The 22,669-nt window shown below is 33.1% G+C and carries 7 protein-coding genes; 5 read left to right on the top strand and 2 right to left on the bottom strand.

Annotation, left to right across the window (positions count from 1 at the left end):
- Positions 1-76 precede the first annotated feature (76 nt).
- Positions 77-1,678 (top strand): bacillithiol biosynthesis cysteine-adding enzyme BshC, encoded by a 1,602-nt coding sequence (gene bshC, locus H8K90_RS10295; RefSeq protein ID WP_186845877.1) that lies wholly within the window; start codon positions 77-79, stop codon positions 1,676-1,678.
- A gap of 212 nt (positions 1,679-1,890) precedes the next feature.
- A complete protein-coding gene (locus H8K90_RS10290) occupies positions 1,891-7,485 on the top strand; it encodes an RICIN domain-containing protein (RefSeq protein WP_186845876.1) in 5,595 nt (1,864 codons plus the stop codon).
- 87 nt (positions 7,486-7,572) lie between these two features.
- Here the strand turns inward: H8K90_RS10290 and H8K90_RS10285 are convergent, their stop codons facing one another.
- Positions 7,573-9,315, bottom strand: a complete 1,743-nt coding sequence (locus tag H8K90_RS10285) for an efflux RND transporter periplasmic adaptor subunit (protein ID WP_186845875.1) — start codon at positions 9,313-9,315, stop codon at positions 7,573-7,575.
- 10 nt (positions 9,316-9,325) lie between these two features.
- Positions 9,326-13,009 carry an efflux RND transporter permease subunit gene (locus H8K90_RS10280; protein WP_186845874.1) on the bottom strand — a complete coding sequence of 1,228 codons (3,684 nt, stop codon included), beginning with the start codon at positions 13,007-13,009 and terminating at the stop codon, positions 9,326-9,328.
- 497 nt (positions 13,010-13,506) lie between these two features.
- Here H8K90_RS10280 and H8K90_RS10275 point away from each other — a divergent pair, with 497 nt between their 5' ends.
- The 3 genes from H8K90_RS10275 (at position 13,507) to H8K90_RS10265 (ending at position 22,647) form a co-directional block, all read left to right on the top strand.
- Positions 13,507-19,044: a discoidin domain-containing protein gene (locus tag H8K90_RS10275; protein ID WP_186845873.1), complete on the top strand. Its 5,538-nt coding sequence runs from the start codon at positions 13,507-13,509 to the stop codon at positions 19,042-19,044.
- Positions 19,045-19,190: 146 nt separating this feature from the next.
- Positions 19,191-20,726 (top strand): glutamine-hydrolyzing GMP synthase, encoded by a 1,536-nt coding sequence (gene guaA / locus H8K90_RS10270; RefSeq protein WP_186845872.1) that lies wholly within the window; start codon positions 19,191-19,193, stop codon positions 20,724-20,726.
- 13 nt (positions 20,727-20,739) lie between these two features.
- Complete coding sequence (locus tag H8K90_RS10265; RefSeq protein WP_186845871.1) at positions 20,740-22,647, top strand: PBP1 and LysM peptidoglycan-binding domain-containing protein; 1,908 nt, start codon at positions 20,740-20,742, stop codon at positions 22,645-22,647.
- Positions 22,648-22,669: the final 22 nt, after the last annotated feature.

Raw genomic sequence — 22,669 nt, 5'->3', positions numbered from 1 at the left:
GCCAAACTGAATTAACTAAAAATTAGCAGTTAAAAAATAGAAGAGTCTTATATTTATGCCTTATTTATAGAATTGTATGCCAACCGACTGTATTCCGTTTAGAGAAACTAATTACTTCTCAGATTTTATATGTGATTATTTAGATGAAAAATCAGAGTTAAAGCCTTTGTACAATAGGTTTCCGTTACTAGATAATTTTAAAGCACAGATAGAAGAGAAGCGTCATTCTGAACTTGTTTCAGAATCACACAGAAAAGTGTTAGTTGAGGTTCTAAAAAAACAATACAGTAAATTAGACACTTCGGATGCAACACTTGAAAATATAGAAAGTCTTAATTCTGAAAATACGTTTACCATCACTACAGGTCATCAATTAAATTTATTCACGGGACCACTGTATTTTTTATACAAGATTATTTCTACAATCAATCTTACTAAAGACTTAAAAGAGCAATATCCAGAATACAATTTTGTACCTGTTTATTGGATGGCGTCTGAGGATCATGATTTTGAAGAAATCAACTATTTCAATTTTAGAGGAAAAAAAATTCAGTGGAACTCTAATCAGACAGGAGCTGTAGGTCATTTTAATACCGAAGGCTTAGATGCAGTATTTGAAGTTGTTTCTGCTGAGTTTGGACCAGGAAAAAACGCCGAACAATTAAAAACGTGGTTTAAGGAAGCATATTTAAACCATGATAATTTAGCTGATGCCACACGTTATTTAGCTAATGAATTATTTGGTGAGTATGGTTTGGTGATTTTAGATTCTGACCACGCTGATTTAAAACGCTTATTCATCCCAAATATTAAAAAGGAACTTATAGCGCAAACGGCTTTTAAAACGGTTTCTGAAACGAATTCAAAACTTGAAGAATTAGGATTGAAAATTCAGGTGAATCCTAGAGAAATCAATTTCTTTTATATTAAGGATGGTTTGCGAGAACGTATTGTTGAAACTGATGGTGTTTTTTCGGTTTTAGACACAAACATCACTTGGAGTAAGAGTGAGCTATTAAAACACCTCGAAGAGGTGCCAGAGCGGTTCTCACCAAACGTTATAATGCGACCGCTATATCAAGAAGTAATTTTACCAAATCTTTGCTATATAGGTGGAGGTGGAGAGCTAATTTATTGGTTGCAATTAAAATCTAATTTTGAAGCACAACAGGTTACTTTTCCAATGTTATTGTTGCGGAATTCGGCATTGATAAAAACGGCGAAGCAGGCAGATAAGCTTAAAAAATTGAATATTTCGGATAAAGATTTATTCTTAGATAGAAATTCCTTTATCAATAAAAAAGTGCGAAAAATATCTAATATAGATATTGATTTTTCAGAACAAATAAAACATCTAGAAGCACAGTTTAAAAATCTAAATGAACTTGCTGAACAAACCGATAAATCCTTTTTAGGTGCAGTTAAGGCTCAAGAAGTAAAGCAAATAAAAGGATTACAAGCTTTAGAAAAGCGACTTTTAAAAGCACAAAAAAAGAAATTAGTAGATCAAATTAGTCGTTGTACGGAGTTGCAAGAGCAATTGTTTCCTGGGCAGAGTTTGCAAGAACGTAATACCAATTTTTCAGAGCTATATTTAGAATTTGGTAATCAATTAATACCAGAAATTATGAAATCTTTACAACCTTTAAAAGGTGATTTTACAATCCTAACTTTATAAAAATAAGTTCTTCTTTTTTTAATTTGAAATTATATAATTCTTATTTAATACGACATTATTATTGGATGTAATGACAATATTTATTTAGGTTAAACATCTAATTTTGTGGCAAATAGATGGTTTGTCGAAAAAAAAAGTAGTTTGCCTTAATTAAGGTAGAAATTCGGTTAAAGTCTTTTTATTTGTGAAAGCTATTAATCAATTTTTACATAATGAATCTTTCAATTAAAAGGAATAAGATTTCTACAATTCTTATTGGGATTTCTGTATTTACTATTTTAGGAGTAGCACCATATTTTATAGGACCAGGTCTTACTCAACCAGAAGCAGTTGGTACATTTTTAAACGGTAATTTTCCAGATGTTACGGCATCGGCTCAACCCTATCAACCGGCTTTTCCAAATTTAACTTTCGATTCACCTTTAACATTTACAAATGTGCCCAACACTAACGTGATAATTTTAGGTCAGCGAAATGGTGAAATATATTGGTTTGAAAATGATGAATCCGTAACTACAAAAAACCTCGTTGCAGATTTATCAAATGAGGTTGGTGTTGTTTGGGATGGAGGATTTTTAGGTTTGGCTATTCATCCGGAGTTCGGAACTCCTGGTAAAAACTATTTCTATACCTATTACACTTCTAAAGATGGTAATGGGAATGATTATCCTAATGCCTTTTTAAGTGGATTTGGCTGTTACCAAGAGGATTATTGGGGAGGTTTTTTATACTTAAGAAGGTATGAAGTTAATCCAACAACATATACTGTTGTTCCGGGATCAGAATTAACAATGTTAAAAATGAGAATGTTTAGTTCTACACATCGCGGAGGCTCTATGGATTTTGGCAATGATGGCTTCTTATATTTGGCTACAGGAGAACAATCTGCATACACAAAGCCTCAAAATATTACAACCAACTTAGATGGTGGTGTGTTACGAATAGATGTAGATCAAGACCCAACTAAAAGTCATGCTCCAATTAGAAAATTAGATACAGGTCGATTTAATGATGAAATTTCTGGTGTGGGTTACGGTATACCAAATGATAATCCTTTTCTGAGCCCTTCTGGTCAAAATTTTGAAGAGTACTATACAATTGGTCACAGAAATCCACATAGAATGACTAAGGATAAACTAACTGGTACTTTTTATATAGGGGAAATAGGTGAGAGTACACACGAAGAAGTAAATATTGTTAGTAGAGGAAAAAATTATGGATGGCCCGTTTATGAAGGTTATGCAACAGGTCCTGGTGCAGGTTGTGGTGGTGCAGATAGTGGAATGTACAACAATATGCCACATGAAGGTCCATTGGTAGCATTTCCAAGGGCTGAGGCTAATGCCTTAATGGGCGGTTATGTGTATAGAGGAACCGATATGCCAGATTTTTATGGTAAATATATTTGTGCCGATTATGGTGCTGGTGAAGAAATATGGTCCGTAGATATTAATACAGGTGAATACGATTTAATAACCGCATTTTCGCCTACAAATATTATAGGTTTTGGTGAAGATAACTCAGGTGAGCTTTATTTGTTGAGTCAAGGAAATAATGTCTTCTTATACAAATTATCTCAAGTAAATCAATCGCCACTAGATGCTGCACCTCAATTATTATCACAAACAGGAGCATTTCAAGATTTACAAACATTAACTCCAAATTCTGGTGTAATTCCTTATGATTTAATTGAATCATTTTGGTCTGATGGAGCCATTAAAAAGCGCTGGATGGTAATTCCAAATGATGGTACTCATGATACTCCACAAGAAAAAATTAGCTTTTCAGAAAATGGAGATTGGGAATTCCCTGTTGGTTCTGTTTTGATAAAGCATTTTGAATTGCCTATTGATGATTCTAATCCTAGTATTACAAAGCGTTTAGAAACTAGGTTTTCGGTAAAGGCAAGCACAGGTAATTTTTATTATTTAACATATAAATGGAATGCAGACGAAACAGATGCTGTACTGCTAGATTCTGGTATAGAAGAGACAATACAAATTACTACAGAAGGTGGATCGACAAGAAATCAAACTTGGACTTATCCAGGCACTCAAGACTGTATTTCTTGTCATAATCCAGCTACCAAAGGAACATTAGGTCCTAGAACAAGGTATTTAAATTCTGATATCACTTACCCAACGACATCAATTACCGCAAATCAATTGGTAACATTAAGTCATTTAGGAATTTTAGATGAAACAATTGATGATAATACAGTCTTAGGCTACCAAACTTATAAAGCCAAAGATGATCCTAATGCTACTTTAGATGAAAAAGCAAGGTCTTACCTAGATCTCAACTGTGCCTATTGTCATAGACCAGGTGGAACAGGTGATAGGGCTCAGTTTGATTTAAGATTATCTAACAGTTTGGTGCAAACTGGTCTTATGTATGCTGGTACAAATACTCCGTTGGGAATTCCTGGAGAACGTATAATTGTAGGAGGTGATGCCTCAAAATCAATTCTTTTCCATAGAACAGAAAGTGTTGACCAAACGATTGCTATGCCACCAATTGCTAAAAATGTAGCCGATCAGCAAGGAGTAGACCTTGTAGAAGAATGGATAAATCAACTTGAGCCTAATTACGAAAACCCAACGATAAATGCTTCTACTTATGTCATAACAAATGTAGGAAGTGGTTTAGCAATGGATATCGCAGGTATATCTAACGATAATTTTGCAGATGTACAGCAATGGAATTACGTTTCAGGTGCAAATCAGCAGTTCATTGTTACTCCTGTGGATGGCACTAGTTATACGATTAAGGCTGTTCATAGCAATAAAAATATTGATGTACAAGCTCAAGGACAAGATCCAGGAACTAATGTTATACAATACCAAGAAAATGGTACTGTTGCTCAATTGTTTTCGTTTGAGTATCTAGGAAATGATCAATACGCAATAAGAAGTACGTCTAATGGGCTTTACCTAGGAATTGAGAATAATTCAGTAAGCAATGGAGGTAGTATTAAAACCTATAACAACGATGGGTCAGATTTCTTTAAATGGACATTTACAGATTTATTATATGAGCCGGTTACTGGAGTTACTGTAACACCCACTACTGCATCGGTTTTTACTGAAGAAACCATTTCTTTAACAGCTTCAGTGCTACCTAATGATGCAAGTGAACAAGGTATTGTGTGGTCTTCAAGCGATGAGTCTATTGCGATTGTCGATGCAACCGGAACTGTAACAGGGATTAGCGAAGGAACTGTTTCTATTACTGCAACTACAGTTGAAGGTGCATTTACAGATACTGCCCAAATAACAGTATATGAAGGTTCAACTATTGGTGTTTCAGTTTATACGATTACTAATGTTGGTAGTACTTTGGTAATGGATGTTTTTGATCAATCTCAAGATAATCTAGCAGATGTTATTCAGTGGACAAGTAATTTAGGGGAAAATCAACAATTTATAATAGCACCTGCTGAGGATAATTATTTTACTATAAAGGCCGTACATAGTAATAAAAATCTCGATGTACTTTATGCTGGGCAAGATCCAGGGACTAATTTGATACAGTATGAAGAGAATGGTACAGATGCCCAATTGTTTTCATTAGAATATCTAGGTAATGATGAATATGCTATAAAAAGTAAGGTTAATGGACTTTATCTAGGAATTGAGAACAACTCGCTGTCTAATGGAGCTAGTGTTAAAACATATCCTAATGATGGATCTGATTTTTTTAAGTGGACATTCACTGATTTAAGATCGAATGATTGTACTGGCTTAATTGTAGACCATACAGATCCTGTTGGTACAGGTATTATAACTGCAAGAGGAGAGATTAATGAAGCCGAAAATAAGTTCAAAGCCTTTGATAATAAAAAGACGCAAAATGATTTTAGTAAATGGTTAGATAATACAGGTGTACCAAGTGTAAGTAACCCTAGTTTTATTTCTATTGAGTTTGTAAGACCTCAATATGTGAACCAATTAATTATTACAAGTGCTAATGATGTACCAGATAGAGACCCTGAAAACTTTAGAATATTAGGATCTAATGGTGGTGCTTATACAGAATTGGGAGTTTGGACAGGTGAGCAGTTTTATACCAGGTATCAATCTAAATATTTTGTATTTTCTAATACAACTGCTTACACAACTTATAGAATAGAAATCACCAAAAATTTAGGTAATATAGCTTTAACACAGTTAGCCGAGATCGAATTATTAGGCTGTGATAGTTCTCCTATAAGTACAACTTATACTTATGATAATGGTTGGTTACCGAGTGATCCTAATGGCCTTTCTTATGCAAATGATTCTATAATTGTAAATTCTGGTGAAGCTGTTATTTCTAGTAATACAATTTGTAATGATTTTACAGTGAGTCCTGGTGCTGCACTTACCGTAGATAATGGTGTTACTTTATTGGCAAATACAACTACTTTACAGTCAACTTCACAGTCCTTTGCTAGTTTAATTGCAAATGGTACAGTGGATGGAAACATAAAATATGTAAGGTATGTTAATGCTAATTCTGGTGGTAATGATCTTATTTCTCCGCCACTTTCTGGGCAGACTTGGGAGGATTTTTTACTTACTGACACAAATGCTGAAGATATATTAAATGATGGCAATGATAATCCAAGAACCTATCTATTTGGACCTTTTGATAAAGCAGTTGATTGGTATGTAAATTACACTGATGAAACCTCTACAACTTTAGATAGTGGTAAAGGTTATAGAGCTGCAACAGTTAGCGGTACAACATTAACTTTTACAGGTAATGTGTTGACGACACCAGTTACTGTTGATATTGTAAATTCTGGTGCCAATTATCCAGATTGGAATTTAATAGGTAATCCATATCCTTCATATATTAGTATTGCAGATTTCCTAAACTATGAGACTGCGCCAAACGTAAAAAACATAGATCTGTTAGAAGATATCTCTGGTATTTATGGTTACGATGGTAATGCTTCTAATGGTTGGGATGTTATTACATTAGCTAATGCAGGTAATAGATTGATGGCTCCTGGGCAAGGATTTCTTGTTGCAGCAAGTCTCACTCATGTAGATGATTATGATATTACTTTTGATACATCGTTGAGAGTTATAGGTTCTGATGATGATTTTATTCAAGGGAGAAACACAAATGTTCTAACCTTTTTAAAGCTCAAAGCAAGCACAAGTAATAATGAATATAGTACTGAATTCTATTTTGATGAAAATGCAAGTCTAGGTTTAGACAGAGGATATGATGGTAAAATTTTGGGTAGTGTAGCACCTAACTTTGCACTTTACTCTCACTTAGTACAGGATAACTCTGAACTTCCAATAGCTTTACAAGCTTTAAATCCTTCTGATTTAACTAATACAATAATTCCATTAGGTGTTAATGCAAATCAAGGTGAACAAATTACGTTTAGTATAAGTGAAACTACGTTACCAAGTAATGTTGAGGTGTATTTAGAAGATACAGAATCTAATACTATAACTTTATTAAATTCTAATGATTATATTATCACACCAAATATGAATTTGAATGGTACAGGACGTTTCTATCTACATTTTACTTCATCGGTATTATCTGTAGGAAATAATGTGTTAGATGGTATTCATATATATACAACATCTAATCCAAAATCCTTGATAATTGAAGGCGAATTAGAAATGACTACAGGCGTGTATTTATATGATATACAGGGACGATTGGTTTTAAATAAATCTCTTATGCAATCAAGTTTATTAAACACTATTGATATCGCGAGTATAGGAACTGGTGTCTATTTTGTGAAAGTAACTAATGATTATCAGAGTAAAACTCAAAAAATAATCATTAAATAGAGGATTAAAATCTAGTTAAAAATAAAAAGAGCTGTCATTTATAAAGTGACAGCTCTTTTAGTATAGAGATATGTAATTTTATACTTCTTAATTTATTTCTTCTAAAACACTCCCACAATTGAGCATTTTATCCCCAAAATATGGATTCATTATTTTCTTATCTAGGCTTAGCCATTTTGCTCCTTTATTTTCATCAGCCATAGGACAAAATTGAATGTAAACTCGGTCGTTTAAGCTTTTAGAATTTAATACCATATCAATAATTTTAGTTGATAAGGATTTAAAGTGAAGTCTTTGTTTCTTTAAATCGTTTATGGTGCTTATTGATTTTGTAATGTTAGATAATTGTTCAATATTTTTTTTATTGAGATCTGGTAATTTTTTCAAGTCTAACTTATTTATGGCCTTTAATAATAAATTTGCATGATGTTTTGTTTTTTTAACATCAGAAGTTACAAATGCATCTTTCAATAATAAATAATCTTTGATTAAAAGGTTGAATTCATCTTTTTTAAGCATATCCCAATCAATTGAAATATGGTTAGTTGAGAGGTCAGAGTCCTTAAAATTAGTATTTTTTTGGTGGTTTTTAGTTTCTATTATAGTATTCATCATTGACCTTTTTCCTTGAAGCTGAGCTGCCGCATCAATAGTAAATGCACCTTCGGTTACAATAGTATCTCCTGCCTCTAAACCGCTTAAAACTTCATAGCTATCTTTTAAAGATTGACCAAGCACCACTTCTGTCATTTCAAAATAAGGTTTGTTTGGGTATGGCTTAAGGTAAACAATAGATCGCTTCCCTGTCCAAAGCGCAGCAGTTTTTGGAATGGTTAAAACCCCTTTTGAAAGTTTGGATGTAATACTACCTTCTATGAGCATACCGGGTTTTAGTTTTCCATCTCTATTATCGATTACTACACGAACTGTCGCTGTTCTTTTTTTAGTATGTAATATGGGCTCAATAAAATCAATTTTTCCAGTTGTAATACCTTTAGGAAAGGCCTTGGATTTTAATTCAAGACTTTGCCCAACTTTTAAAGATCCTAATTGACTTTCATAAGCATCAAAAACAGCCCAGACAGTTCTGAGGTCTGATATTTTAAATAAAGGATCTCCTTGATTATAAAAACTACCTTCTGAAGCCATAATTTCTGTAACTGTTCCTGAAACATCTGCATATATAGGAAAGTTTGTCATTGGTTTTTCGCTTACAATGACGTTTTCTATTTGCTCGTCAGTCATTTTCCATAATCCTAGTGAGTTTCTTACTTCATCGAATAGTTGTGGATGCGTTTTTCTATATGAAACAGAAGTCAATAATTTATTTTGTGCCAAATACAATTCGGGTGAGTATATAAGTCCAATTTGTTTACCTTTTCTAATTTTTGTGCCTATATAATTTGCATAAAGCTTTTCTATTCGGCCATCAAAAATTGAGGTTTGTGTAGCATCAGTTTCTTTATTTGTACTTATTATGCCGGATAGTTTTATTATGACTTCGTCTTCACTACTAAAATTCACTTCTGAAGTTTCAATGTTAGCCAAAGCCAAGGCATTTTGAGACATTTTAAACTGATTATCAGATAGTGAAGTTTCACTATCATCAGATGGAACTAATACCAAATCCATAGCACACAAAGGACATGTGCCTTCTTCTTGCTCTTTTATTTGTGGATGCATTGCACAAGTCCATTCTTTATGAGTTATATTTTTTGTGTCATTTTTAGTGTTCTTGCTTTGATCATTATTATAATCAAAAAAGATAAAACTTAAAGCAAAACCAAGAACTACACAGCCAATATAAATTCCAATTTTTTTTGTCATCATTTTTACTTTATTAGTTTACAGGCTTCTTTAAAAAGAGCATTTCTTTTTGCCAACAAAACAATAGTGGCACAACAAATAAGGTTATTACAGCCATTAGCATACCTCCTAAACATGGAATTGCCATTGGTATCATAACATCACTTCCTTTCCCTGTTGAGGTTAATATAGGCAATAAAGCCAAAATTGTGGTAGCAGTAGTCATTAAACAAGGTCTAATTCTTTTTTTACCAGCTTCAATAACTAAAGCTCTAATACTATTAATATCTGAATATGTTTTATTTTTAAAACTTTGCTTAAGATAAGTGCCCATTATAACTCCATCGTCTGTTGCAATGCCAAAAAGAGCAATAAATCCAACCCAAACTGCTACGCTGATATTTATGGGATGCATATGAAACAAATCTCTCATATTTTTGATACCTAAATCAATATTCATAAACCAAGATTGGCTATAGAGCCACAAAAAAATAAATCCGCCTGCAAAAGCTACCGCAATACTTGCGAAAATCATTAATGTAATAGATGCTGAACGAAATTGAAGATATAATATTAAAAAGATAACAATTAGTACTAACGGAATTATTAACCTAAGTGTTTTTTGTGCGTGTACATAATTTTGGTATGTGCCACTAAACTCATAATTTATACCATCTGGCACGTCTAATTTACCTTGTTCTATTTTCGATTTTAATATAGATTTTATAGCATTGACAGCATCAACTTCAGAGATGTCATCTTTTTTATCAAATATTACATAGTTAACTAAAAATCCATCTTCACTTTTTATGGCTTGAGGACCTTTTTCATATGTAATCTCAACAAATTCATTAATTGGTAAGGATTCTCCATTGGGCAATGTAATGTATATGGCTTCTAGGGCTTCAGGAGTTCCTCTTAATTCTCTAGGATATCTAATTCTTATACCATAACGTTCTCTTCCTTCTACAGTTTGTGTTAGTAATTTTCCGCCAACACTTACTTCTAATGTTTCTTGAACAGCTTCTATAGTTAGTCCATAACGTGCAATTTGTTCTCTATTTATATCAATAAGCATATATGGTTTGCCAACTGTACGATCTGCAAATACGGATTTAGATTTAACAATATCAATGGTTTTTAACTCTTGTTCTAATTGCGTGCTAAATGCCTCTATATCTTCTAGACGTTGCCCTTTAACTTTAATACCCAATGGAGTACGCATACCAGTTTGTAACATTATTAATCTGGTTTCAATTGGTTGAAGTTTTGGAGCCGTGGTGACACCTGGTAATTCAGTAGCTTTTACAATTTCATCCCAAATATCTTCTTTAGTTTTAATATGATCTCGCCAGTTTCTATAATAATCTCCATTGCTATTTTCAATCAAATCTTTGGAATCTATACCACTTCCAGATTCAATAAAATTTCCTGATTTCGTTTCAAATAGACCTTTGTCATTAGTCTTAAATCGTTTAGGTTTTCCGTTAGAAGCACTAATGTATTCGGATTTGTAAGAGATAAGATTTTCGTACATTGAAATTGGTGCTGGATCTAATGCAGATTTTGTACGACCAGCTTTACCAACAACATATTCTACCTCTGGTATTGATGCAACTGCCATATCTAACATTTTTAAAACTTTGTTATTCTCTTCAATACCAGAGTGAGGCATTGAAGTTGGCATTAGTAAAAATTCTCCTTCGTCTAGAGAAGGCATAAATTCTCTTCCGGTATTAACGAATATTATACTACCTATAACTAACACTATCAAAGGAATAGATATGCTAATGAGTTTATGCTCTAAAACCCATTTGAGCATTATTTCGTATTTTAAAATAATGAAATGTATTGGCACAAGTACCACTGCACAAATAGCAATAATAAATAGAAAATTGAGAAATAAATTGTTAGCATATCCCAAAGGTCTCCAATAGATAGCCAATAGAATAGTAATTGTAATAACAATATATATTAACCTTATACGTTTTGCCTGAGGTTGTTTATTATATCTTAAAGATTCTAATATGCCTATGAGACCAAAACCAAGAATAAATAATCCAAGATGTTGACCATATAAAAAAGTTAACAACCCAACTAATACCCAAAGAACAGAAAAAATGGTATCAACTGTTTTCTTTTGATTGTGCTTTTTAATAAAAAGTGCGGCAATAGGAGGTAGCAGAAATAATGCTATTAAAATCGCTGCACATAGTGCAACTGTTTTTGTAAAAGCTAATGGCCAAAAAAGTTTGCCCTCGGCTCCTGTTAGCAGAAATATGGGTGTAAAACTAATTATAGTAGTGAGACCTGCAGTTATTATTGCTCCAGAAACTTCTTTTGTAGCATTGATGATTACAGCATTTAGGTTTTCATTTTTAGTATTTTCAACATGTCTTACAATGTTTTCTGTTAGAATTATACCCATATCTACCATAGTGCCAATTGCAATAGCAATACCAGACAATGCAACAATATTTGCTTCTACATTGCATATCTTCATTATAATAAAAACCGTTAATATGGCTAATGGTAGTAATCCCGAAATAAGGAAAGAAACACGTAGATGCATTAGCATAATTATAACGACCAAAATGGCAATCATTATTTCATAAATAAGAGCATTGCTTAAAGTATTTAAAGAATCTTCAATTAATTCTGAACGGTCATAAAACGGAACAATAGTTAATTGCGATTTTTGTCCGTTTTGCAATACTTTACTTGGTAAGCCTAAACTTATTTCATCAATTTTTTCTTTTAATGCCTTTAATACCTCCATTGGATTTTCACCAAAACGCGATGCTACAACACCACCTACAACTTCAGCTCCTTCTTTATCCAATATGCCTCTTCTAGCAGCCGGACCAATGGAAACTTGAGCAATATCTCCGATGTGGATGGTTGTTAAATCATTTGAAACAATTGCCGTTTTCTCAATATCTGCAATAGATTTAATGTAGCCGAGACCGCGAACAAAATACTCAACTTTGTTAATTTCGAGTGTTTGTGCACCGATGTTACGATTACTCTTTTCAATGGCTTTAACAACACTAGGTAATGAAACTCCATATTGCTTCATTAATTCTGGGTTGACATCTATTTGATATTCTTTTACAAAACCACCAATAGAGGCTACTTCAGAGACACCTTTGGTAGATGTTAAGGCGTTTTTAACATAGAAGTCTTGTATACTTCTTAGCTCTTGTAAATTCCAGCCTCCAGTTACTTCACCATTTTCATTTCTACCTTCTAAGGTGTACCAAAATACTTGCCCCAAAGCGGTAGCATCTGGTCCAAGTTTGGGTTGTACATTTTTTGGTAAAAGCGTATTTGGTAATGCATTGAGTTTTTCTAAAATTCGAGACCTAGACCAATAAAAGTCTACATTATCTTCAAAAATTATATAGATATTAGAAAATCCAAACATAGAACTACTACGAATAGATTTAACTCCTGGTATTCCTAATAAATTAGATGTTAAAGGGTAGGTGATTTGGTCTTCAATATCTTCGGGTGATTGGCCTTCCCATTCAGTATAAACTATCTGTTGATTTTCTCCCATATTCGGAATAGCATCAACCGAAACAGGATACTTTGGTAAAAAGTCTAATCCTATATTAAATGGTAGCGTAATAGCACCTATTATAACAATCAAAAAAATTGCTATGAGGGCAAGAATCTTATTTTTGATTAAAAATTGTACACTTTTATTTAACATATTGAAAATTAACTACCTAAGTTGTGAAATTATAAAATTCCTACATCTTACAAGAAAAGGACTTTATAAAATGATAGGAGATTAATAATTGTATTAGAAAACCTAGTTATAAGCTTAATTTTATAAAAGGTGAATTTAGTTAAATTATTAATTAAAAAATAAATATAACTAGAATTCTCAAACAGTTTTAATAAGCTAAAAGTGATTGGTTCTATTTATGTTAATAATATAAATCTTTTATTATGAGATGTTTGTAAGCATGCGGATAGTTGATTTTGATTTGTTTTATCGATTATTAAAGTAGTTAGTCTTAATAAAAGTTAGTTATGATACTTTGTTATGTTTCTTTATGGTCCGAAAAAAAAAGGGAACACAATTGTGTATAAAACTATAAAAGCTTTTCTCAAACTATTTAGAACAGCTTTTGATTTCATGTAGAAATCTTTTTTTATTGATTTTTCGGATCAACAATAAGAATTAATTAAGTCTTGCTAGCTATGGATAACTCAACTTTAATTAACAAATTAAGAGCGTCTACTATTTTCTTTTTTTTAGTAATGGTAGGTTTCAAAGGTTTTTCTCAAACCCCTCAAGTAGATGGTCAATGGAGTGATGTAATTCCTTTCGATATAGTACCAGTTGCTATAGCAAATTTACCAGATGGAAGAATCCTTACTTGGTCGTCAAAGTCTAAATTTAATTTTGGTGGAGCAGATGGTTTTACATGGACTCAAATATTCGATCCATCTATAGGAACTGATGGAGGTGTTCTGCCAGAAATAGTTACAAATACTAACCATGATATGTTCTGTCCAGGTATAAACAATTTGGCAGATGGTCGAATTTTGGCAACAGGTGGCAGCTCAGCAGGAAAGGCTACGCTTTATGATCCTTTAACAGAAACATGGACAGCAGCAGAAAATATGAATTATGCTAGAGGTTATCAAGGTGCCGTAACTCTATCAGATGGTTCAGTGTTTACTGTTGGTGGATCTTGGAGTGGTGGAAGTGGAGTTAAAGATGCAGAAATTTGGACAGAAGAGACTGGGTGGACTGTACTTCCTGGGATAACAAAAAACGTACTGTATAATGCACAAGATGATATTTACGAAACTCAACAAGGTTCTTATAGATTAGATAATCATGCTTGGTTATGGGCAGCTCCTAATGGTAAAATTTTTCATGCTGGTCCAGGAGAGACTATGCATTGGATTGATGTTACTGGTAATGGTTCTTATACTGTTGTTGGTCAAAGAGGTACAACATCCAGGCCAGATATATATGCTATGAATGGAACTACTGTGATGTTTGATATAGGTAAAATTTTAAAATTTGGTGGTAGTTACACCTATTCTGGTGGTACTCCAAGTAACGATAATGCTTATGTTATTGATATCAATGACGAAAATAATGTAACAGTAGCATTAACAGGAAATGATGCAGAAGAAGGAAGAATTTTTCCAACTGGTGTTGTATTACCTAACGGTGAAGTTATGATTATAGGTGGTATGGATACGTCAGTACCATTTTCTGATAATGGTGCGCATTTATCTCTTGAGATTTATAATCCTGATACCAATTTATTTAGGACAGTTGTTGATATGGATGAAGCTAGAACATACCATAGTGCAGGTATATTAATGAAAGATGGCCGCGTATTTATGGGAGGCGGTGGTCTTTGTGGTGGTTGTACAACAAACCATGCTAATGCTGAAATTTATAGCCCTCCATATTTATTTGATACTAATGGAGATTTAGCTGTTCGCCCAACTTTGAGTGCACCAAATTTAGCTTATTATGATAACACTTTTTCTGTCATAGCATCTCCAGATGTTACTGATTTTGCTTTTATTAGACTATCCTCTGCAACCCATAGTGTTAATAACGAACAACGTAGAGTTCCTGTTACTTTTACAGGAACAAATGGTAATTTTCAATTAGATATGCCTAATGCTAACATAATGCCACCAGGCTATTATATGTTATTCGCAATGAATGCTGATGGTGTGCCAAGTATTTCTGAAACCGTTTTGGTCGGTAATTTAAATTTAGAAGATAATTTAGCTTTAAATCAGCCAACATCTCAATCTAGTCTATATCCTAATGGAGAATCTTTTAAAGCTGTTGATGGCAATACTAATGGTATTTTTAATGCAAATCCTAATTCCGTAACTCATACTGGTGATGGAGCTAATCAAACTGATGCATGGTGGCGAGTAGATTTAGGTGATACTTATGAATATGATTTAAATGCTATCCGTGTATTTAATAGAACTGATTGTTGTACAGGGCGCTTAGATGGTGCTACAGTATATATCGGTAATATCGATAGTACAAATCCTGCAGATTATACGGAAGTAGCTACACTAACAGCAGATGGAACTCAGGTTTTAACTCAAAATTTAGGCATTGCAAGGTATGTTATGATTCGGCAAACCGGCATACTGAGTTTGGCAGAAGTTCAGGTGTTTGGCGTGGGTGTAAACTGTCCAGCAGAAGGAACTGTTTGTGACGATGGTGATATAAATACAAGTAACGATATAGAAGATGGTAACTGTAATTGTGCAGGTACAATTATATCTTGTGATAATATTGAAACTGTAGCTCAAGTTGAAGGAGAAAGTTTTTCTGGCGAAACAGAGATCTCGGTTACTGAAGATGATGATGTAACGTTGTTAATAAATTTAGATGATGTAACTTATACTATAGAAGATCCAGATGGTAATGTACTTGGAAGTAATACTATTAATGATATTGCCTTTGATCAATCTGGCCTTTATACATTCAGAAGTTCTATAAATGGTCCTATAACATTAAATCCAACTTTGCTTTATGCGGATAGTGAACATCCTATAGGTAATAATGGGGCTTTAAACGCTCTTGATGGAAATCCTAATACCTTTTGGCATACAGAATATTATAATGCCAATGATAATACTGTAGATGTGTTCCATAACCATGAAATACAATTAGATTTAGGAGTTGAATCAGTTGTATCTGGTCTTGAGTATTTACCAAGACAGAATGGTCCTAATGGTAGAATTGCAGATTATGAAATTTATGTTAGTAATGATGCTAATAATTGGGGCGCGGCAGTAAATACAGGTACATGGGTAAACAATAATCAATTACAGACGGTAAATTTCACAGAAAAGCTAGGTCGTTATGTACGTTTAGTTGCGCTTTCTGAAGTTAATGGTAATCCATGGACATCTGTAGCTGAAATTGATATTATAGCAACTGGAATTGTAGAATGTGTTAAAACCTTACAAATTAATGTTACATCTAAACCTTGTGAAGAATTAGCTATAATTTATGAAATAAATGGAGAAAGTGGTACAGGAGAAACTGAGATTACCGTTACTGAAGGTGATGATATAGGGTTGTTTCTTAATTCAGATATTGTTACTTATACTGTAGAAGATCCTAATGCTATAGTTCTTCCTAGTAATACAATTAATAATATTAGTTTAGGACAATCAGGAGTATATACAGTACGAAGTACAATAGGAATAACACCGCAAAATCCAATTGATCCAATTTTAATATATTATGATAGTGAAGAGCTTAATGCTGGTAATCCTGCCTCAAATGCATTTGACGGCGACCCCAATACCATATGGCATACAGAGTGGGTGAATGCGAACCCTCCACCACCACATGAAATGCACTTAGATTTGGGTGAAAATTCATTAGTGTCTGGTTTTACTTATTTACCACGTCAAGCAGCTCAACAAAATGGTAGAGTTGCAGATTATGAAATTTATGTAAGTAATTCAACCTCCAATTGGGGAGCTCCCATAAGTACAGGTACATGGGCAAATGATCAAGCTTTAAAAACGGTTAATTTCCCTGCTGTACAAGCAAGGTATTTACGTTTTGTAGCGCTATCTGAGGTAAATGGTAACCCTTGGGCTGCTGCTGCAGAGATTGGTATAATAAGACCAGAGCCAACAGTTTATTATGTGAATAGCGAAGATACTGGTTCTGGTGGTTTTGCTTCAAATGCCCTTGACGGAGATCCAAATACGATATGGCACTCACAGTATAGTAATAATACAATACCAGATACCCCTTATCCACACGAGTTTCAAATAGATTTGGGAATTGAGTCAGATGTCTCAGGTCTTGAATATTTACCACGTCAGGCAGGAATTAATGGAACTATTGCAGATTATGAAATCTATGTTAGTAATGATCCAAACAATTGGGGAACTGCAATAAGTACTGGTACTTGGGCAAATAGTAATGCATTAAAAACGGTAAGTTTTCCAGTAACACAAGGAAGGTATGTGCGTTTAGCCGCACTGTCTGAAGTTAATGGTAATGTATGGGCTTCAGCCGCTGAGATTAATATTGTAAGAACAATTCCTACAGAATGTATTAAAACCATAGAAATTAATGTAGACACTGTAACAAATTACACATATAATAATGGTTGGTCACCAAGTGATCCTAATAATGTTTCTAATTTTAATGATACTATTTTAATTGAAGGAGGTGAAGCAGTTATTTCTATGAATACCATAAGTGATATTATCACTGTTGAACCTGGTGCTGGATTAACAATAAACTCTGGAGTTACAGTTTCCGCTAATACAACAACTCTAAAATCTACATCAGTTTTATATTCTAGCTTAATTGCAGATGGTACTATTGAAGGTGAAGTGAAATATGAACGTTTTGTTAATGCAAATTCTGGTGGTAATGATTTAATTTCACCACCTCTTGCTGGACAATCTTGGGAAGACTTTTTAAATTTAGACAATAATGCAACGGACTTATTAAATAATGGAGGTATTAACCCAACAACTTATGCATTTGGTCCATTTGATAAAACTGTAGATGGTTATGTAAATTATACCAATGCACAGACTGATTTAGATAATTTAAATTTAGTAAGTGGTAGAGGATATAGAGCTGCAACCCAAGCAGGAACTAATTTAACCTTTGCAGGTTCTGTTCCAACAACATCGATTGATGTTAATATTTTAGATACAGGAGCCGCGTTTCCAGATTGGAACTTAATAGGTAACCCTTATCCATCTTATCTCGATATGGATTTGTTCTTAAATTATGTTTTAGATGCTAATACAGATCCTGTAACTACAAATTTAAGTATCCTAGAAGATATTTCAGGTATTTATGGATATTTAGGAAATGGCACATCTAATAAATGGGGAATAATCACCTTAGCCAATGCAAGTAACCAATTAATGGCTCCAGGGCAAGGGTTCTTTGTGGCTGCAAATGACGCCTATGTAAATGATTACAATATTGTTTTTGACCCTTCAATGAGAGCAATAGGTGTTGATGATGATTTTATAGCTGGGCGTAGTACAAATATATTAACCTATTTAAAGCTAAATTTAGGCACAAGCAACGAGGATTATACTACTGAATTTTATTTTAACGATAACGCAAGTAAAGGTTTAGATCGTGGATACGACGGTAAAATTTTAGGTAATGTAGCACCGAATTTTGCAATTTATTCTCATTTAGTAGAAGATAATAATGGGCTTCCAATTGCATTACAAGCTTTAAATCCTTTAGATTTAGTTAATACTGTAATTCCATTAGGTGTTAATTCTAATCAAGGAGAGCAAATTACCTTTAGTATAAGCGAAACCACATTACCAAGTAATGTCGAAGTATATTTAGAAGATAATGTAACTAATACTATTACTTTATTAAATTCAGGTGATTATACAATCACACCTAGTTCAAACTTAAATGGTACTGGTCGTTTCTATCTTCGTGTTACATCATCTATACTATCTGTTGGGCAGAATGAGTTAGATTATATTCAAATATATACTACAACAAGTCCAAAGTCTTTAGTTTTAAAAGGACAATTAAATGCTGATTGTAGAGTAAGTTTATATGATATACAAGGTCGATTAGTATTAAATGAATCAATAAATCATTTAGAAACAAGCAATACTATTGATATTTCAATGATAGGATCCGGAGTATATTTTGTTAAAGTATTTAATGATAATCAGAGTAAAACACAGAAGATTATTATTAATTAGACTTTAAATGTCAATAATACTTATAAAAAAAGCTGTCTATATTAGACAGCTTTTTTTATTTACAAAATTGTTTTAAGTGTTAACAATTTCGTGTAAAATTTATTAGGTTGTTGTATTAATTTTAGTTGCAATCCTTATTTTTGCGCATGCAACACAACAAAGTCCTAATATTAGATTTCGGGTCGCAATACACACAGCTTATTGCGCGTCGCGTTAGAGAGTTAAACATCTATTGCGAAATTCATCCATTCAATAAAATTCCAACAGACAGAGAAAGCTTTAAAGCTGTTATTTTATCTGGTAGCCCTAATTCCGTAAGAGGTGAAGATGTTTTACATCCAGATCTGTCTGAAATTAGAGGTAAAAAACCATTATTGGCAGTTTGTTACGGTGCACAATACTTAGCACACTTTTCTGGTGGAGAAGTCGCAGAATCTAATACCAGAGAATATGGTAGAGCGCACTTAAACTTTATAAAAAATGACGAAGATTTCTTTACGGGTATTTCTAAAGGTAGCCAAGTATGGATGAGTCATAGTGATACTATTAAAGCCTTACCAACAAATGGAGTACTGCTGGCAAGTACACACGATGTGGAAAATGCGGCATATAAAATAGAAGGTGAGACTACTTATGCAATTCAATTTCATCCGGAAGTATATCATTCTACAGATGGTAGACAATTGTTAGAAAACTTTTTAGTACATATTGCAAGATTGGATCAAGATTGGACTCCACAATCTTTTGTCGAAGAAACCGTTGACAGTTTAAAGGCACAATTAGGTGACGATAAAGTTGTGCTAGGTTTATCTGGAGGAGTTGATTCTTCAGTAGCAGCTATGTTATTGCATAAAGCTATCGGTAAGAATTTGTATTGCATCTTTGTAAACAATGGTTTATTAAGAAAAAATGAATTCACTCAGGTTCTTGAGCAATACGAAGGTATGGGTTTCAATGTAAAGGGAGTTGATGCTTCGGCACGCTTTTTGGATGCTCTTAAAGGATTAAGTGATCCTGAGCTAAAAAGGAAGGCAATAGGTAAAACCTTTATTGAAGTTTTTGATGATGAAGCACATCTTATACAAGATGTAAAATGGTTGGCCCAAGGCACTATTTATCCAGATGTTATAGAAAGTGTTTCGGCAACTGGTGGTCCAAGTGCAACGATTAAAAGTCATCATAATGTTGGTGGTTTGCCAGATTTTATGAAATTAAAAGTAGTTGAACCATTAAAGGCATTATTTAAAGATGAAGTTAGACGCGTAGGAGCTTCTATGAATATGGATAAAGAATTATTAGGAAGACATCCTTTTCCTGGTCCTGGTTTGGCAATTCGTATTCTTGGAGATCTAACTGAAGAAAAAGTACGTATATTACAAGAGGTAGATGCTGTTTTTATAAATAACTTACGTTCTTGGAATTTGTATGATAAAGTATGGCAAGCAGGGGCAATTTTATTACCTGTTAATAGTGTTGGGGTGATGGGAGATGAGCGTACTTACGAAAAATGTGTTGCTCTTAGAGCTGTAGAAAGTACAGATGGAATGACGGCAGATTGGGTAAATTTACCATATGAGTTTTTGCAAAAAACCTCAAATGAAATTATAAATAAAGTAAAAGGTGTAAATAGGGTTGTATATGATATCAGCTCAAAACCACCAGCAACTATAGAGTGGGAATAACAAAATAGAATACATGAAAAATATTTTAACCGTCATATTTATTGCTTTTACAATAAGTTTAAGTGCTCAAAATTATAAAGAACACAAAGTAAAAGCGGGAGAAACTATAGAGAGTATAGCTAAGCAATATTTGGTTACTCCTTTCGATATTTATGCTTTAAATCCTGATGCAAAGACAAAGTTTCAACCTAATACAGTTTTAATTATTCCTAATTCTAAGATTAAGAATGAAGCCATTGAAGAAGAAAGCCGTGAACTTATTGGTTATAAAAAGCATAAGGTAAAGCGCAAAGAAACTTTATACGGTTTATCTAAAAAATACAATGTCTCTGAAGACGAAATTAAGAAAGCCAATCGATTTCTATATTCAGAGAATCTTAAAAAAGGGGATAAGATTAGAATACCTAATTATAGAACCGTTATTTCTAAGCAAACGTTAAACAATACTGTTAAAAAGTATACTGTTCAACCAAAAGAAGGAAAATGGAGAATCGCCTATAAATTTGGTATTACTGTTGCTGAACTCGAAGGTTTAAACCCAAACATGAATGACGTCATTCAACCAGGTGATAAACTTAACGTTCCTAATATTGAGGATGAGGAAGAAAAGCCAATTGAAACTTCTTATGGCTATTATGAGGTTTTACCAAAAGAAGGATTTTATAGGTTAAAAGTAAAATTAGATTTAACACAAGAGCAATTAGAAGAATTAAATCCTGAGTTAAAAGAAACTGGTTTAAAAGCTGGTATGGTATTAAAAGTTCCTGCAGGTGTTAATACAGAAGGAGGTTTGTCTGCTGTAGAGGTTACAAATTTAAAGATGAACCTTAAAAATTTTGAAACTAAAAAAATAGCTTTAATGATGCCATATCGTCTCGATAGAATTGATGTTGATGCTGTAAATGAGACTAAGGAAAAAATTAAAGAAGAAAAACTATTGTCTATTGTTTTAGATTTTCATGTTGGAGTATTAATGGCTTTAGATTCGGCTAAACAATTGGGAATTTCTACAGACTTAAAAGTTTTTGATACACGTTATAGACCCTCGGCTGTAAGAAGTTTATTGGATGAAAACGATTTTTCAGAATATGATGCAATTATTGGCCCAATGGAAGAAGAAAGCTTTGATCGTGTTGCATCTGCATTAAAAAATGATAGAGTGCCAGTAATTGCTGCAATGAAAAAGCCAAAAGAGGTATATAGCAATGTGTTTCAAACCTTACCTGAAGATAAGTTATTGCGCAAAAAAATGATAGATTTCGTAAAAGCTGATAGCTTAAAAACTAAAGTCGTTATCATTTCTGATCAAGCGCATCGTGCATCTAGTGAGGCTTTAAAAAATGAGTTTCCTGGCGCTAAATTAATCTTTACTAGAATGGATAGAAAGAATAAGACCAAAGATGCTTTTTTTATATATCCTACTGAACTCGATAATGTATTCGCCGCTGGTAAAACCATTGTGTTTTTAGAAACTAATAACAATTCATTTGCATCGAGTATTATAAGTATGCTTAATGCTTTAATTAATGATAAAACAGAGATTGTTTTAATGACTTTAGATAAGAATAAAGCCTTTGAAGGTAAAGATATTGATAACAATAATTTGTCTAATCTTAAGTTTCATTACCCATCTGTAAATAAAGATTTTGATGAATCTAATTCTAATGGATTTGTAAGGAGATACCAGAAAGAATATGGTGTTTCTCCAAGTAAATACGCGGCTCGTGGTTTTGACCTTACTTTAGATATATTAATGCGTTTGGCTTCAGAAGAGACTCTATACGATGCGTCGAGTGATACTATTGAAACAGAATATGTAGAAAACAAGTTTAGGTATAAAAAAGCTATGTTTGGAGGTTATGTAAATGAGGCCGTTTACATTGTTAAATACGATAACTTAAGAATCGTTAAGGCAAATTAAAATAAAAAGCTTTCTTATTACG

Origin of the sequence: Winogradskyella echinorum (genome assembly GCF_014297365.1) — a bacterium.
Taxonomy (GTDB): Bacteria; Bacteroidota; Bacteroidia; order Flavobacteriales; family Flavobacteriaceae; genus Winogradskyella; species Winogradskyella echinorum.
The sequence above is the reverse complement of the archived record's forward strand: the minus strand, read 5'-3'. Positions and strand labels throughout refer to the sequence as shown.

Bases quoted from the DNA above. Each gene is read 5' to 3' on its own strand.
- bshC (WP_186845877.1), top strand. From the start codon at position 77: ATGCCAACCGACTGTATTCCGTTTAGAGAAACTAATTACTTCTCAGAT.
- H8K90_RS10290 (WP_186845876.1), top strand. From the start codon at position 1,891: ATGAATCTTTCAATTAAAAGGAATAAGATTTCTACAATTCTTATTGGG.
- H8K90_RS10285 (WP_186845875.1), bottom strand. From the start codon at position 9,315: ATGATGACAAAAAAAATTGGAATTTATATTGGCTGTGTAGTTCTTGGT.
- H8K90_RS10280 (WP_186845874.1), bottom strand. From the start codon at position 13,009: ATGTTAAATAAAAGTGTACAATTTTTAATCAAAAATAAGATTCTTGCC.
- H8K90_RS10275 (WP_186845873.1), top strand. From the start codon at position 13,507: ATGGATAACTCAACTTTAATTAACAAATTAAGAGCGTCTACTATTTTC.
- guaA (WP_186845872.1), top strand. From the start codon at position 19,191: ATGCAACACAACAAAGTCCTAATATTAGATTTCGGGTCGCAATACACA.
- H8K90_RS10265 (WP_186845871.1), top strand. From the start codon at position 20,740: ATGAAAAATATTTTAACCGTCATATTTATTGCTTTTACAATAAGTTTA.